The 11,716-nt window shown below is 64.4% G+C and carries 14 protein-coding genes; 11 read left to right on the plus strand and 3 right to left on the minus strand.

Annotation, left to right across the window (positions count from 1 at the left end; genetic code table 11):
- Positions 1-388 precede the first annotated feature (388 nt).
- Positions 389-1,147, plus strand: a complete 759-nt coding sequence (locus tag MU553_RS00400) for a CAP domain-containing protein (protein WP_247373005.1) — start codon at positions 389-391, stop codon at positions 1,145-1,147.
- A gap of 81 nt (positions 1,148-1,228) precedes the next feature.
- Positions 1,229-1,492 (plus strand): helix-turn-helix domain-containing protein, encoded by a 264-nt coding sequence (locus tag MU553_RS00405; protein WP_247373007.1) that lies wholly within the window; start codon positions 1,229-1,231, stop codon positions 1,490-1,492.
- Between the two features lie 63 nt (positions 1,493-1,555).
- Here MU553_RS00405 and coxB read toward each other — a convergent pair whose 3' ends face one another.
- Positions 1,556-2,530, minus strand: coding sequence for a cytochrome c oxidase subunit II (gene coxB, locus MU553_RS00410; protein WP_247373019.1), 975 nt, complete (start codon positions 2,528-2,530; stop codon positions 1,556-1,558).
- Between the two features lie 212 nt (positions 2,531-2,742).
- On the opposite strand from coxB, the gene cyoE reads away from it, so the two are divergent.
- From cyoE to MU553_RS00440, 6 genes are read left to right on the plus strand one after another with little or no spacing between them, the layout of a single operon-like run.
- Positions 2,743-4,104, plus strand: coding sequence for a heme o synthase (gene cyoE / locus MU553_RS00415; RefSeq protein ID WP_247376108.1), 1,362 nt, complete (start codon positions 2,743-2,745; stop codon positions 4,102-4,104).
- A complete protein-coding gene (locus MU553_RS00420; protein ID WP_247373022.1) occupies positions 4,101-4,784 on the plus strand; it encodes a DUF7546 family protein in 684 nt (227 codons plus the stop codon). Before cyoE ends, MU553_RS00420 begins: the two co-directional genes overlap by 4 nt.
- 36 nt (positions 4,785-4,820) lie before the next feature.
- Entirely contained in the window at positions 4,821-5,051 is a 231-nt protein-coding gene (locus MU553_RS00425) for an Rdx family protein (RefSeq protein ID WP_247373024.1), read from the plus strand.
- A gap of 50 nt (positions 5,052-5,101) precedes the next feature.
- Positions 5,102-6,064 carry a calcium/sodium antiporter gene (locus MU553_RS00430; RefSeq protein ID WP_247373038.1) on the plus strand — a complete coding sequence of 321 codons (963 nt, stop codon included), beginning with the start codon at positions 5,102-5,104 and terminating at the stop codon, positions 6,062-6,064.
- 39 nt (positions 6,065-6,103) lie between these two features.
- Complete coding sequence (locus tag MU553_RS00435; RefSeq protein ID WP_247373040.1) at positions 6,104-7,072, plus strand: ABC transporter ATP-binding protein; 969 nt, start codon at positions 6,104-6,106, stop codon at positions 7,070-7,072.
- Positions 7,069-7,839 carry an ABC transporter permease gene (locus MU553_RS00440; protein WP_247373042.1) on the plus strand — a complete coding sequence of 257 codons (771 nt, stop codon included), beginning with the start codon at positions 7,069-7,071 and terminating at the stop codon, positions 7,837-7,839. Before MU553_RS00435 ends, MU553_RS00440 begins: the two co-directional genes overlap by 4 nt.
- A 20-nt stretch (positions 7,840-7,859) precedes the next feature.
- On the opposite strand, the gene MU553_RS00445 is transcribed toward MU553_RS00440, so the two are convergent.
- Together MU553_RS00445 and MU553_RS00450 are read right to left on the minus strand one after the other, a co-directional pair.
- Complete coding sequence (locus MU553_RS00445) at positions 7,860-8,594, minus strand: sporulation protein (protein ID WP_282593988.1); 735 nt, start codon at positions 8,592-8,594, stop codon at positions 7,860-7,862.
- Between the two features lie 70 nt (positions 8,595-8,664).
- On the minus strand, positions 8,665-9,300 hold the full coding sequence (locus MU553_RS00450; RefSeq protein WP_247373047.1) for a DUF420 domain-containing protein: 636 nt from the start codon (positions 9,298-9,300) through the stop codon (positions 8,665-8,667).
- Positions 9,301-9,411: 111 nt separating this feature from the next.
- On the opposite strand from MU553_RS00450, the gene MU553_RS00455 reads away from it, so the two are divergent.
- The 3 genes from MU553_RS00455 (at position 9,412) to MU553_RS00465 (ending at position 11,712) form a co-directional block, all read left to right on the plus strand.
- Positions 9,412-9,831 carry a cobalamin B12-binding domain-containing protein gene (locus MU553_RS00455; protein ID WP_247373049.1) on the plus strand — a complete coding sequence of 140 codons (420 nt, stop codon included), beginning with the start codon at positions 9,412-9,414 and terminating at the stop codon, positions 9,829-9,831.
- Positions 9,828-10,871, plus strand: coding sequence for a methylmalonyl Co-A mutase-associated GTPase MeaB (gene meaB, locus MU553_RS00460; protein ID WP_247373062.1), 1,044 nt, complete (start codon positions 9,828-9,830; stop codon positions 10,869-10,871). The genes MU553_RS00455 and meaB overlap by 4 nt, the downstream gene beginning before the upstream one ends.
- 157 nt (positions 10,872-11,028) lie before the next feature.
- A complete protein-coding gene (locus tag MU553_RS00465) occupies positions 11,029-11,712 on the plus strand; it encodes a nitrous oxide reductase accessory protein NosL (protein WP_247373064.1) in 684 nt (227 codons plus the stop codon).
- Positions 11,713-11,716: the final 4 nt, after the last annotated feature.

Consider the following 11,716-nt stretch of genomic DNA (forward strand, 5'->3'; position numbering starts at 1 on the left):
GGTTTGGGTTTTCGGGATGGCTCGACGACACGTGAAAACGACAGCTGTGCAACAAAAGACGGGACAGCGTGGACCCTCGCTACCGGGGCCACAGAAACAGACAGATTACTGGGACTTTAGGGGCAGTAACCTGCCAGCCGATAGCCAAGGTTAGTGTATGTAGTCGTTAACTGGGTTGCTCTGTGCAGCAACGACGTAAGCTAAACGAACATCTCGATAGGAGAATCTGGGCAGAAGAACGGTCATAAGTGCGAATTATTCGGAAAATAGTACCTAAACCAGACGTTAATACCGTCTTACGGTGCGTCTGGAACAGTGTCGTCGAGCGACGCGAGACTCGTGATCACCACCCAACATTGATTTACTAGCTAGCATATATCCACTTAGTATGGTAAACAAAGCGGCACTCTCGGTCCTCGGGGTGATCGTTCTCGTCTCGATGGGAGTCGGAATCCTCATCGGGATGCAACTCGGCGGAACGGCCGGCACGCAAACGAACAACGGTGGCGGTGGCGGCGGAGCGACGCCGATTCCTGACGGTGGAACAGGCACACCAGTTCCAACGGCGGGGCCCGGGTCGTCACCGAACGGTTCGTCCCAGAACGGCGGACCAGCTGGCGACCAGGAGACGACCGTGAGCGTCAGGGAGTTCGAGGATGACGCGATCGAGACGGAGATCGGCCGGCTCATCAACGAGGAACGAGAGTCTCGCGGGCTCGACGAGTTGGAGGTTACTGGCAAACTGTCCTCCGAGGTGACGACGATGTCCCGCAACCACAGCAAACAGATGGCCGAAGAGCGGAAGTTGAGTCACACCATCGAGGGCCAGTCCAGTCTCCAGCGGTATCGCCAGAACGATCTGTACAGCACGTGCATCTTCCTCTCTAACGGCGGCGGACACAACATCGACGCCGACGGAAACAAACTCGAAACGATCGCGTACGCCAAAGCAGGGCGAACGTACGAGCACAACAACCAGTACTACTACCACGAGAACAACACGGCCGTTGCCTCGGCAGTTGTGGATCGATGGTTCGAGAACCAGTTCCTGCGTCCTCGTCTCCTCTACGAGAACGCGAACGCGGTCGGCGTCGGCGTCGAGATCACCGAGTCCGGTGACGTGTACGCCACGGCGAACGTCTGCTGACACTGCGGCTGTAGTTTTTCGCGTACGACAGCCCGATAGTGTTATGTGTGACCAAGCCCCATGGTCTGGGAACGGAGAACCATGGCGCAACCGAACTGGATGCGGGCTGCCGACGAAGACATTCTCAGGCACCTCAAAGAGGAACGTCCGGACTACCTGGCGCTCGTCGCAAACAGGCTGGGGATGCACCTCGGCTACGTGGAGCGACGGACGGAAGTCCTCGTCGAGCACGGACTCGTCGAACAGGTCAGCGAAGAAGTAGTCTATCGAACGACGGAACTCGGCGAGCAGTACCTGGCCGGTGAGATCGACGACAGTTCTCTCGGACTCGCGAGTTGCGACTGACAGTCGGAAACTGAAGCGGGAGCCACGAGCGTCGTGGCGAAAAAACGGCGAGAACGGTTCGGATTAGCTCTGTGCTTCGAGCCAGGACTCCACGAGGAAGCGCTGGTACTCGTCCTGAGAGACGACGGTGACGTTCCCGAGCATCTGTGAGTGGCCGGAGCCACAGTACTCTGCACAGTAGAGCTGGTGTTGTCCAGTCTCGGTCGCTCGGGTCTTGATCGTATTCCACTCACCGGGGAAGGCGTCCTGTTTGAGGCCCAGTCCGGGGACGTGGAAGGAGTGGAGCCAGTCACGCGACGTGATGTTGATCTCGACGTCGCGGTTCGTCGGCATCATCATCGTCCCGGAGGACGACGCCGTTCCGTTGCGGATCGTCGCATCCGAAATCGCGGCGGACTCGACGGTCACTCCGTCGAAGGAGACGTCGTCACCGGTGGTGTTCTCCGCGCCCGTGACGGTCCCGTTGACCAGCGTGCCGCTCTCGATACTGCTCCCGGATATCTGCGCGTTTTCGACGCGGATACCGTCACCAGTGACGTTCGTCACGGTCGCCCCGTCGAGGGAGACGTTCTCGAGCGTGAGGCCCGAGCCACTGACGCCCTCGGCGTCGACGCGGTACTCGAAGTTCCAGATGTACTTCTGACCGTACACCTCGATTTCTTCCATGTTGCCCGGCGACTCGACCTGCTGGTCGGACGTGGCCGAGACGTAGGGGTTCCCGAGGACCTGGTAGGACGCGACACCGACGAACAGTAGAATGATCGCCGTGGCGATGGTCCAGGTGATTTCGAGTCGGCGGTTCTCCTGAGTCGGCTTCGCTTCGTCCGCGTTCCGGTACTTCCAGACCGTGTAGATCAGGATGCCCTCGACCAACACGGTGATTGGGACAGCCACGTACAGCAGGTTGCTGTTGAGGCCCCAGATGAGACCCTCTGTGACTGTCGATTCCGTTCCCTGCGCCACGGCCGGTTGGACCGCAGCCAAAAACAGGGTTACACCGAAAAGCGACATCAGCCCGACGCGCTTGCGGTTTACCATTATCCGGGGGTTGGGAATTCGGGCATAAATAGCTGCTGTCTTCCACTGACCAGAACCCCCTGCACGTGGTTTCTCCGTCCGTTTACCAGAGTTAGCACACAAAAAGCGGGGGGCATAAGTGGGCCCGCTCAAAGGGTTCAGTAGTGAGAGAATCAGCCGTGTTCCAGCGCATCCCACGCTTCCGGTTCAGTACGCTGCTGGCAGGGACGGCTATGGGAGTGTATCTCCTGGTCGTCCTCGGTGCGACGGCTGCACTTGCCGACGCCGCGAACGCCTGTTCTAGCTGGCCACTCTGTCACCAGACGCCAACGCTTTCGACGCCGACGCTGTTGGTCGCCTGGGTCCACCGCATGGTCACGGTGGTCGTCGGGCTGCTCGCCGTCGGCACCGTCGTCGCAGCCCTCCGCCGGGACGGTATCGCGACGAGAGTGAAGGCGACGCTCGCAGCGACGCTCGCCCTCTATCCCGTCCAGATCGCCATCGGCGCGTACGTGGCGCTCACCGGCGCGTCAGCACCGCTTCCCATGGCGCATCTCGTCACGGGAATGGGAATCTTCGCGGGCCTGACCCTCGCGCTGGCGTGGCACCTTGAGCCGGAGCGCGCACCGCGCTCGGCGACCACGACCGCAGAGCTCACGCACGACGACGAGCCAGTCGCTGCCGACGAATCCGGGGCGTCCGAGCAACTGGCCGGCGTCGGCCCGCTCACGCGTGCAAAGTACATCGCGAACGCGTATTTCCGGTTGATGAAACCGCGGCTGATGTGGCTCCTCTGTCTCGTGGCGTCCGCTGGCATGGCCCTCGCAGCGGGACCGGCGCTGACCGTGCGAACCGTCGTGCTCACCCTCGGCGGTGGTGTGCTGGCGATCGGAGCCAGCGGAACGTTCAACCACGTCCTCGAACGCGAGAAGGACAAGCGGATGGACCGGACGAGCGACCGTCCGATCGCGACGCACCAGATTCCAGTGCGGAACGCGGTGACCTTCGGCCTGGCGCTCGCCGTGGCCTCGGTCGGTGTGTTCCTCCAGATCAATCCCCTCGCAGCCGCGCTCGGACTGGCCGCAATCCTGTTTTACAGCGTCATCTACACGCTGGTGCTCAAACCCAACACGGTGCAGAACACCGTCATCGGTGGCGCAGCCGGAGCGCTCCCGGCGCTCATCGGCTCGGCGGCCGTCACCGGCAGGATCGGCCTGCCCGGACTGGCGCTGGCCGGACTCATCTTCGTGTGGACGCCCGCCCACTTCTACAACCTCGCGCTCGCCTACAAGGACGACTACGAGAAGGGCGGCTTCCCGATGATGCCAGTCGTCCGCGGTGAGGCGACCACGCGGAAACACATCCTCCTGTGGCTGTCGGCGACGCTCCTGTCGGCAACGGTTCTGGCATCGCTCACGGACCTCGGGTGGCTCTTCGCCACGGCGACGACCACACTGGGAGCGGTGTTCCTGTGGACGGTCATCAAACTCCACTGGGAGCAGACCGAATCAGCCGCGTTCCGGGCATTCCACGCCTCGAACGCCTATCTCGGCGCAGTACTCCTGGCGGTCGTCGTCGACGCACTCGCCATATGAACACGAACTCGACAGGCCTCTCGGAGTGGGCGACTCGACTGCGACCGGAGACGGAGACCATCGTCTGGGGAGCGATCGTCGTCAACTTCGAGATCCTCCTCCTCTTCCTGTACGCGACGGTTTCGGAGAGCCAACTGACGGGTTTGACCGCCGTCAGGTACTGGCTGTATCCGTTCGTCTGGATCAACGTGGGCATCTGGGCGATCGTTCGCACGCGACCGACGCCGACCAGTACACGGCACCGTCGCATCGGGCTGGCACTCGCTGTCGGCTACTTCGGGGTGCTGGCGTACGTCGGTGGGCTCATCGCCGGCCCCATTCCGAGCCCCACTGGGTTCTCGGTACAGATGGGGCTCCCACCGGGCTGGGGGCCGGCAGTGTTCTACAGTAGTTCCCACTTCACCATCACGATTCTCCCGTACAAGGCGATCGGCTACGCGGCACTCGCGTACCTGGTGTACGCGACCGTGCTCGATGCGGCCGGCTCGGCCGTGACCGGGCTTCTCGGACTGCTCTCGTGTGTCAGTTGCACCTGGCCGGTGCTTGCGACGATCATCACCGGGGTTTTCGGCAGCGGCACGGCGATCGCCAGCGCGGTGTACACACAGTCCTACGGACTCTCGACCGTCGTGTTCGTCGCGACCGTCGGCCTGCTGTACTGGCGGCCGTTCGGCCGGTAAGAAGGGTTGAAACTGCTGGCCCCGCTATGGCCGATTATGCCGACCGTCGAAATCGAATACTGCGTCCCCTGCGGGTTCTTGAATCGGGCAGCAGACGTCCAGCACGCGCTCCTGACGACGTACGGTGAGCAACTGGATGCCGTGACGCTCCGCACTGGCACCGACGGCGTCTTCACCGTCAGCGTCGACGGAGAGACGATCTTCGACAAGCACGAAGACGAGTTCGACGTCGACGAGATCGTCCGGCAAGTGCGCTCGCACGTCTGAGTGACGACGACTGGGAGTCCTTTTTGACCAGGGCACGCCACCATCTACGCATGAGCGCCGGCACCGCGATCGCGATCGACCTGGTCGTCGTCTGTCTGACCATCGGCGGGCTGTACGTCGGTGCCGGACGACTCGTCGCTGGTGCAGTCGCGGTGAGCGAACGCCTCGGGCTCTCGGAACTCGTCATCGGATTGACTATCGTCGCCGTCGGAACCTCCGCACCGGAACTCGTCGTGACGCTCGACGCTGCGGTCGAGGGACAGGCGTCGATCGCCATGGGGAACGTCGTCGGGTCGAACGTGTTCAACCTCGGGCTCATCCTCGGCGGGATCGCGCTCCTGGGCCCAGTGACGGTCCCGCACCGAGTCGTGAGTCGCGATGGGCTGGTGCTGCTGGCCGTCGGTGCTGTGACGACGGCGTTCGTCCTGGACCTGCAACTCGGTCGGATCGAAGGGCTCGCTCTGGTCGCCGTGTGGATCGGGTACGTGGGCCTGCTGGTTCGGTCCGACGCGAACCGAACGCGCGAGCGACCTGAGACAGTGCCGCTACCGAGCGATCCGACCGACCACTGGGAGGGCGTGGTCTCGGTGTTGCAACTCGTCGGCGGGCTGGTCGTCGTGGTGGCGAGTGCCCACTTTCTCGTGACGAGTGCAGCGGACCTCGCGCGACTGGTCGGCCTGTCGGAGTGGGCAATCGGGAACACCGTGGTCGCCGTCGGCACCTCCACGCCGGAACTGGCGACGGCGGTCATCGCGACGAGACGCGACCAGCAGGACGTCTCCGCCGGAAGCCTCCTGGGGAGTGATCTCACGAACGTCACGCTCGGACTCGGTGGTGCCGCCGTGCTGGCGCCGCTGGAGGTCAGCAGCCAGGCCCCCGTCGGCGTGGGATTGCTGGCGCTCACGGTGGCCGTCGTCGTGGTGCTCGCCTGGACAGACGCCGAGTTGACTCGTCCGGAAGGGGCCGTCATCGTGGCGTTCGCGCTCGGACGGTGGATCGTCGCAGTGACCTGAACCGAATCCCTTACCCTCGTTCCGGCCACCTCTCCTGACATGGCAGCAACCGTCGTCGCCGAAGACGTCCGCCGGGTCTACGGCGACACCGTCGCGCTCGATGGCGTCTCGCTCTCGATCGACGAGGGCGAGGTGTTCGCGCTCATCGGCCCGAACGGCGCCGGGAAGACGACCCTCGTCCGCGCGTTGCTCGGGACGACCGACGCAGAAGGAACAGTTCGCGTCTTCGATCAGTCGCCCCGTGCCGTCGATCGTGCACGGATCGGCCTCCTCCCGCAGAACTTCGATCCACCGGATCGCCTCACGGCTCGCGAACTCGTGAGCTACTACGGCGGCCTCTACGACGAGTCCAGGGACGTCGACAGCGTCCTCGACGACGTGGGGCTCGCCGACGACGCCGACACCTGGTACGAGAACCTCTCGGGCGGGCAACAGCGCCGGACCTGCCTCGGGACGACGCTCGTCAACGACCCGGACCTGCTCGTGCTGGACGAACCCACGACCGGCATCGACCCGGCTGGACGCCGCGCAGTCTGGCGACTCATCGAGGACCTGGCCGCCGGCGGCACGACGGTCTTCCTCACGACCCACTACATGGCCGAAGCCGAACGCCTGGCCGACCGCGTGGGGCTGCTCGCCGACGGGAAACTGATCGCCTGTGATGCACCCGACTCGCTCATCGCGAACCACGGCGGTGACAGTCGGCTGGTCGTCGACACGGACGCAGAACCGTCCGTGACGAACGAGTTCTCCTATCCGTCCGAGTTAGCAGACGGACAGCTCACGATCTACGACGTGCCGCCGGAAGCCATCGGCGACGTGGTCGAGACGCTGGAAGCGACCGGTGCGAGCTACGACTCACTGAGTTGGACCGAACCGGACCTCGAAGACGTGTATCTCGACCTGACCGGCCAGGCAGTCACGGCCAGCGGAGAGGTCGTCCGGGCCGGCGAGACTCCACTGGCCGACGGCGGCCGTGTCGATACCGCCGCTGGGGGTGACCGATGACCGCCGTCGGTCGCGTTCAGGCTGCGTTTCTCGCGGCCTGGTACTCGTTCCTTCGCCGACGGACGGCGGTGTTCTTCACGTTCTTCTTCCCGGTCATCATCATCCTCATCTTCGGCGCGCTGGTCCAGACCCAGGCGACCGGCGGCGGGCTGTTCACGGAACCGCCCGCGTACTACGTCCCCGGGTATCTCGCCGTCGTCGTCCTCTTCACGCCGCTGTCCCGCGTCGGGAGCGAGGTCGCCCGCCACCGAGACGGCAACCAGTTCGAGAAACTCGCCACGACGCCGCTGTCGCGGTGGGAGTGGCTGCTCGCTCAGACGCTGGTCAACGTCGTCGTCATCGGGCTCGCCGGCTTGCTCCTGCTCGGCCTCATCGTGGTCGTGACCGGCGCACAGATCGCGTTCTCGCCGCTGCTCGTTCCCTTCGTCGGCCTCGGCGTGGCGCTGTTCTGTGGCGTCGGTGCGATGCTCGGGAGCTTCGCCGACTCGCAGGACGGCGTCATCGCGGCGAGCAACGCGCTCGCGCTGCCGCTCCTCTTTCTCTCCGAGACGTTCGTGCCGCCGTCGATGCTGCCGGCGTGGCTCCCCACCGAACTCTCCCCGTTGACCTTCTTCTCCCGGGGCGTCAGGTCGGTCACCTTCCAGCCCTCGACGGAGCCGTTCTTCGGGATGGCCGCGCCCGGACCGCTGTTCTACCTGGGCGTACTCGCCGGACTGACGTTCGTGTTCTTCGCCGCCGGTGCGGTGGCACTCCCGCGAACGGACTGACAGCCGGAATCGCGCCGGCGTCAGGCGTGTTGCTCGATCAGCGTTTCGAGATCGGACCGAACCTCCGAGACGTCAGTGCTGGTCACCGTCGTCCGGACGTGTTGCTCGTCCATGTCAGTCATCTCGCTGAGTAGCCCCCCACGCCGGTCGACTTCGAGGAACAGCGTGAGTTCGTCGGGGCCGGGCTGGGCGACGACTTCGAGTTCGTCGAGTTGGCCGCGGAACGGTCCCCCCGCGGGACGGAACTCGAACTCCTGGATGAACCGGGTGCTCGTGTACCGGTTGTACGGATCGGCCTGGCACTCCGCGCTGTGAAACGAGAGCCCGAGGTCTTCCAGTGCGTCGAAGACGGTCTGGAGCCGCGGCGTCGGCTCGACGTCGAGGTAGTCTCTGTCTTCCGGATCGACCGCCAGGTCGATGTCGAGTTCAGTCTCGACCCACACCTCGATGTTCCCGAGAGTCACCGGCGTGTCGTACGGAATCTCGATCGAGACCGGCCGTGTCTCCTCCTGGTCCGGAGCGATGGTCAGCCCCTCCGCGAGCGTGAACCGGTCGATGTCCATCTCGCGATAGCCGTCTTCGGTCCGGAACCGCGTCTCCAACTCGAACCGGATGTCGCCGATCTCCTGTTCGGCGTTCCCGCCGACGATGTTGACCTCGGCGTCGATCGTCTCCCCCGGTCGAACCGTCGGAGAGGGCAGTACTGTATCCACTGTGGCGTTTCCGATACCAACGCGTGCGAGGACCTTCTTCATGTCTCCAGGGAAGGGTTCCCCGCCATCCGATATGTACTTTCGGCTCAACGAAGTCGACTTCCGGAACCGGTCACTCGGCCGTCGGAACCAGCGGCCTGGTCGTGGCGACGAGCAAGAGCAGCGCATGGCGCGGTTCCCAGCCATAGACGTGGTTGAGGAGGACGTACGTGATGATCCCGAGCGCGAGCGACAGTCCCCAGGCCCCGACGGCGATGCGGCCGACGCGAGCGTGACTGGTGTCGCGGAGTTCGTCGGGCGTGTGCGTGAGTCCGAGGACGACTGCGTGCAGGACGACCGGCACCGCCAGCGCCGACAGGAGGATGTGAACCGCCAGCATCACGAGATAGGCGTAGTAGATCGGTCCGGTCGCGTTGATCGACTTCTCGAACCCGCCGCCCACCTTGACCAGGTACAGCACGAGGAAGACCATGATGAGTGCGAACGCGGTCAGCATCGCGGCCCGGTGTTTGCGGATCTGGTCCCGTTTGATGAACGCGACGCCGGCGACGATGGCGGCGAGCGCGAGCGTGTTCACGACAGCGATCGCGTCGCCGAGGAAGATGACGGCGTCGCGACTGATCGTCGGCAGCGGCAGGAGGCCGGCGAACGCACCGACGACGAGGACGTATCCGAGGGCGGAGAGGACGGCGGTTACGGCGCGGGGGTGTGCCTTCGGCCAGCTCTGGGAATCATCGGCGACAGCCATACTGGGCTCTGTGGACGGCAGCCCCATGAGTCCGTCGGGTTCGGGCCCGCGAGTCCCCGACTGCGCCGTGGAAAGGCAAGAGTGAAAGCGCCCAACGTGCTATGAACTGGCATGAGCGCTGACCAGGAGCAGCGGACGATTCGGTGTCTCGTCGGCAAGGTCGGATTGGACGGCCACGACCGCGGTGCACACGTCATCGCGCGCGCGTTCCGCGACGCGGGATTCGAAGTCATCTACTCGGGCCTGCACAAGGCGCCCGACGAGGTCGTCCAGGCGGCGGTTCAGGAAGACGTCGACGTGCTGGGGATCTCGATTCTCTCCGGCGCCCACAACACGCTGGTGCCGAAGATCATGGACGGCCTCGAAGAGTACGACGCGCTCGACGACACGCTCGTCCTCGTCGGCGGGATCATCCCCGACGAGGACCGCGACGACCTGCTCGACCTGGGCGTCGCCCAGATCTTCGGTCCGGGGGCGTCGATGGACGAGATCATCGAGTACGTCGAGGAGAACGTGCCCGAGCGAGAATGACAGATCAGCTCATCGAGGAGTTGCTCGCGGGCAAACACAGAGCCCTGGCCCGCACCATCACGAAGATCGAGAACCGGTCGCCGGGTTACCGCGAGCTGGTGTCACAGCTGCACGAACACACGGGCGACGCGGACGTCATCGGCGTCACCGGCAGCCCGGGCGCCGGCAAGTCGACGCTGGTCGACAAACTGGCGGAATCGTACCGCGAGCAGGGCCTGACCGTCGGCGTCATCGCCATCGATCCCTCCTCGCCGTTCACGGGCGGTGCCGTGCTGGGCGATCGCATCCGCATGGCCTCGAACACGGGCGACATGGACGTGTTCTTCCGCTCGATGTCGGCCCGCGGGTCGCTCGGCGGGCTCTCCACGGCCACGACGGACGCCGTGAAGGCGCTCGACGCCTTCGGCAAAGACAAGATCATCATCGAGACGGTCGGCGCCGGCCAGAACGAAGTCGACATCGTTCGCACCGCCGACACCGTCGCGGTGCTGGTGCCGCCCGGGAGCGGGGACGACGTGCAGATGTTGAAGGCCGGAATTTTGGAGATCGCAGACCTGTTCGTCGTCAACAAGGCGGACCTCGACGGCGCCGACCGGACGGTCCAGGAACTCAAAGAGATGGTCGAGATGCGCCGAAACGAGGTCGCAGTCGCCACCGGTCATCACGGCGCGATGGAAGCGGAGACGGCCGAGACCACGAGCACGGCGAGCGACGAGAGCCAGTCGTGGACGCCCCCCATCGTGGAGACGGTGGCCAAAACCGGCGACGGGATCGGTGACCTCATCGACGTCCTCGAGGACCACGCCGACTACCTCGTCGAGTCCGGGCAACTAGAAGCAAAGGCCCGCTCGCGATACGCCGCCGAGATTCGGACGCTCCTCCGAGAGGACGCCAGCGAACTGCTGGCATCGGAGATCGACGCGCGGGGCGGCATCGACGGGTTCGTCGACCGCGTACTCGACCGCAAAACCGACCCCTACACAATCGCAGACGAGGTTCTCGACCCGATCGAAGAGTGCGTCCGCGACCAGCGAGACTGAGAGCGCCGCCTCGAAACCGTTGCCAGTGGCTGTAGCGACCGAGGAGTTCCCATCGTGTGGGAACGATGAAAACCTGCTTAGTCATCGAACGTCTAGATCCGGGAAAGAGCGACACGTCACGTTCTAGAACTGCACACCATCCACACCACTCCCATCGATGCACGACCCCACCCACGCGAACTCCTGTTCACACGAACGATCAGCAAAGCACGCATGCTCGCACGATCACTCGCAACCACGAGCGCACGACTGTAGCCCAGCACTGTCACGGCGACGGGTCCTTACCGGCGCGACCGCCGGCGCGGCCCTGGCGCTCGCGGGCTGCACCCAGATCGGGAACCGCGACGGGGCGACGACGAGCGAGAACGTTCCCGGCGCGGTAACCCTGACCACGGACGACGCCTGTGAGGTCTGTGGGATGATCATTCCGAACCATCCCGGCCCGACGACCGAAATCTTCTATCCGGGGGAGCAACCGTCAGGCCACGAGAACCCGGCGCGGTTCGACAGCACCTGGGAGGCGTTCAACTACGATTTCGAGCGCCAGGACCGCGGGTGGACGCGAGCGGTGATGTACGTCACGGACTACTCGAACGTCGACTACCGGACCTTCGAGGAACAGGGCGATACGATGATCTCGACCCACGTGAACGCCGAGGACTTCGTCGCTGCCAGGAAAGTGACCTTCGTCGTCGGCTCGGAGGTCAAGGGCGCGATGGGGAAAGATCTCATCGCGTTCTCGAAGGAATCGGACGCCCAGTCGTTCAAAGACGAGTGGGGCGGCGAACTCGTGACGGTCGACGACGTGACGCCGCAAATGATCGCTCAGCTCGGGATGTAACCCG

The organism is Halorientalis brevis (genome assembly GCF_023077655.1).

Coding starts and splice junctions, on each gene's coding strand:
- MU553_RS00400 (WP_247373005.1), top strand. CDS start 389: ATGGTAAACAAAGCGGCACTCTCGGTCCTCGGGGTGATCGTTCTCGTC.
- MU553_RS00405 (WP_247373007.1), top strand. CDS start 1,229: ATGGCGCAACCGAACTGGATGCGGGCTGCCGACGAAGACATTCTCAGG.
- coxB (WP_247373019.1), bottom strand. CDS start 2,530: ATGGTAAACCGCAAGCGCGTCGGGCTGATGTCGCTTTTCGGTGTAACC.
- cyoE (WP_247376108.1), top strand. CDS start 2,743: ATGGGAGTGTATCTCCTGGTCGTCCTCGGTGCGACGGCTGCACTTGCC.
- MU553_RS00420 (WP_247373022.1), top strand. CDS start 4,101: ATGAACACGAACTCGACAGGCCTCTCGGAGTGGGCGACTCGACTGCGA.
- MU553_RS00425 (WP_247373024.1), top strand. CDS start 4,821: ATGCCGACCGTCGAAATCGAATACTGCGTCCCCTGCGGGTTCTTGAAT.
- MU553_RS00430 (WP_247373038.1), top strand. CDS start 5,102: ATGAGCGCCGGCACCGCGATCGCGATCGACCTGGTCGTCGTCTGTCTG.
- MU553_RS00435 (WP_247373040.1), top strand. CDS start 6,104: ATGGCAGCAACCGTCGTCGCCGAAGACGTCCGCCGGGTCTACGGCGAC.
- MU553_RS00440 (WP_247373042.1), top strand. CDS start 7,069: ATGACCGCCGTCGGTCGCGTTCAGGCTGCGTTTCTCGCGGCCTGGTAC.
- MU553_RS00445 (WP_282593988.1), bottom strand. CDS start 8,594: ATGAAGAAGGTCCTCGCACGCGTTGGTATCGGAAACGCCACAGTGGAT.
- MU553_RS00450 (WP_247373047.1), bottom strand. CDS start 9,300: ATGGCTGTCGCCGATGATTCCCAGAGCTGGCCGAAGGCACACCCCCGC.
- MU553_RS00455 (WP_247373049.1), top strand. CDS start 9,412: ATGAGCGCTGACCAGGAGCAGCGGACGATTCGGTGTCTCGTCGGCAAG.
- meaB (WP_247373062.1), top strand. CDS start 9,828: ATGACAGATCAGCTCATCGAGGAGTTGCTCGCGGGCAAACACAGAGCC.
- MU553_RS00465 (WP_247373064.1), top strand. CDS start 11,029: ATGCACGACCCCACCCACGCGAACTCCTGTTCACACGAACGATCAGCA.